Source organism: Vibrio sp. M260118, from assembly GCF_036533755.1.
GTDB lineage: Bacteria > Pseudomonadota > Gammaproteobacteria > Enterobacterales > Vibrionaceae > Vibrio.
In genome coordinates this window covers 1-2294 of sequence record NZ_JATABG010000460.1, presented here as the reverse complement: position 1 = coordinate 2294, position 2294 = coordinate 1, and the positions used below count along the sequence as shown (strand labels likewise).

Sequence of the window (2294 nt, the reverse complement as noted above, 5' to 3'; positions counted from 1 at the left end):
CACTAGCACAACGCATTGACCAAATAAGCGATGCTTGCGCCAACCTAAAGCCACTGCCAAAGGCTACAGCAGTTACTGATACGTTTGCTCAGCCAAGTATCTCTGATGAAGATTTTTGTCAGATCGTTCGCGACCTGAAACAGTTCGTGGTGAAAGGGGATATTTTCCAAGTCGTTCCTTCACGACGTTTCACACTGCCTTGCCCTTCTCCACTCGCGGCATATAAAGAGTTAAAGCAGAGCAACCCAAGCCCTTACATGTTCTACATGCAAGATGAGCTATTTACTCTGTTTGGCGCTTCTCCGGAAAGCGCACTGAAGTACGAAACACACTCTAATCAAGTCGAAATCTACCCGATTGCAGGCACTCGTCGTCGTGGTAAACGTCCAAACGGTGAGATTGACTTCGATCTAGACAGCCGCATTGAGCTTGAGCTGCGCACTGATAAAAAAGAGAACGCAGAACACATGATGTTGGTTGATTTGGCGCGTAATGACGTAGCGCGAATTTCTCAAGCAGGGACTCGCCACGTTGCCGATTTACTAAAAGTAGACCGTTACAGCCACGTCATGCACTTAGTCTCTCGTGTTGTGGGTCAGTTACGCGAAGACTTAGATGCCCTGCACGCATACCAAGCTTGTATGAACATGGGCACACTGACTGGCGCACCAAAAATTCGCGCAATGCAGCTGATTCGAGATGTTGAAGGTGCGCGCCGTGGAAGCTATGGCGGCGCGGTGGGCTATCTTACTGGCGAAGGCACGCTCGATACCTGTATCGTGATCCGCTCTGCCTATGTCGAAAATGGTATTGCCCAAGTTCAAGCAGGTGCCGGAGTTGTTTTCGATTCAGATCCTCAAGCTGAAGCCGACGAAACCCATGGTAAAGCTCAAGCAGTAATCTCTGCTATTCAAGCAGCACATAAGGAGTAGCACTGAGATGGCAAATATTGTTTTTATCGACAACTTCGATTCATTTACCTACAACCTCGTCGACCAGTTCCGCTCACTAGGACATGAGGTCACTATCTACCGTAACAACATTGCAGCAGAGGCAATAGAGGCGACGGTCGCTGCATTAGACAACCCAGTAGTGCTGTTATCGCCGGGCCCTGGCGCTCCGTCAGAAGCGGGCTCAATGCCAGAGATTATTCAGCGCTTAAAAGGCAAAGTGCCTATGATTGGTATCTGTTTGGGCCATCAAGCCATTGTTGAAGCCTACGGCGGCACGGTTGCAGGAGCCGGTGAAATCATCCACGGTAAAGTGTCGATGATGGAACATCAAAACCACGCAACATACGCCGAACTACCTTCGCCACTAGCCATCGCACGCTACCACTCGCTAGTCGCAACCCATGTACCTGAAGCGTTAACCATTACCGCAGAGGTTGATGGGTTGGTGATGTCTGTAGTACAAGAACAAGACAAGGTATGCGGTTTCCAATACCACCCAGAATCAATAATGACGACTTACGGTGCAACACTGCTCGCCAACGCCATTGAGTGGGCTTTGGACAAGAACGACAAATAAGGAATAACGTCATGGAACAGATTATCAATAAACTTTATGACCAAGAGTCACTAAGCGAGCAAGAGAGCCAACAACTTTTCGACGTTATTATTCGTGGTGAGTTAGACCAAATTCTAATGGCTTCAGCGCTAACCGCACTCAAGATTAAAGGTGAAACACCAGATGAGATTGCTGGGGCAGCGAAAGCACTGCTTGCCAATGCAAACCCGTTCCCACAACCAGATTACGATTTTGCTGACATCGTGGGAACTGGCGGTGACGGTCACGACACGATCAACATCTCAACCACGTCTGCATTTGTTGCCGCAGCGTGTGGGCTCAAAGTCGCGAAACACGGCAACCGCAGCGTATCAAGCAAATCGGGGTCTTCTGACCTTCTTGATAAGTTCGGTATTAACTTAGCAATGAGCGCGGAAGATACTCGTAAAGCGGTCGATGAAATTGGCGTTGCCTTCCTGTTCGCACCGCAATATCACAGTGGTGTACGCCATGCGATGCCAGTGCGCCAGACCATGAAAACTCGTACTATTTTCAATATTCTTGGCCCACTGATTAACCCTGCGCGTCCAAACATAGAATTGATGGGCGTTTACAGCAAAGAGTTAGTTCGCCCAATCGCTGAAACCATGCTTAAGATGGGTATGAAGCGAGCAGCGGTTGTGCACGGTAGTGGCTTAGATGAAGTGGCGATTCACGGTGAAACTACAGTAGCGGAAATCAAAGATGGTGCTATTCATGAATACACAGTTTCACCAGCAGATTTT

Annotated in this window: 3 protein-coding genes; all 3 read left to right on the top strand. The window is 48.8% G+C overall.

Annotated features, from left to right (window positions below; translation table 11 throughout):
- Positions 1 to 932: anthranilate synthase component 1 (locus QTO00_RS18335; protein WP_331426056.1), on the top strand; the 932-nt coding region annotated here is incomplete at its 5' end.
- Positions 933 to 939: 7 nt separating this feature from the next.
- Positions 940 to 1530 (top strand): aminodeoxychorismate/anthranilate synthase component II, encoded by a 591-nt coding sequence (locus QTO00_RS18330; protein ID WP_331426055.1) that lies wholly within the window; start codon positions 940 to 942, stop codon positions 1528 to 1530.
- 11 nt (positions 1531 to 1541) lie between these two features.
- Positions 1542 to 2294: anthranilate phosphoribosyltransferase (trpD, locus tag QTO00_RS18325; protein WP_331426054.1), on the top strand; the 753-nt coding region annotated here is incomplete at its 3' end.

Coding starts and splice junctions, on each gene's coding strand:
- QTO00_RS18330 (WP_331426055.1), top strand. CDS start 940: ATGGCAAATATTGTTTTTATCGACAACTTCGATTCATTTACCTACAAC.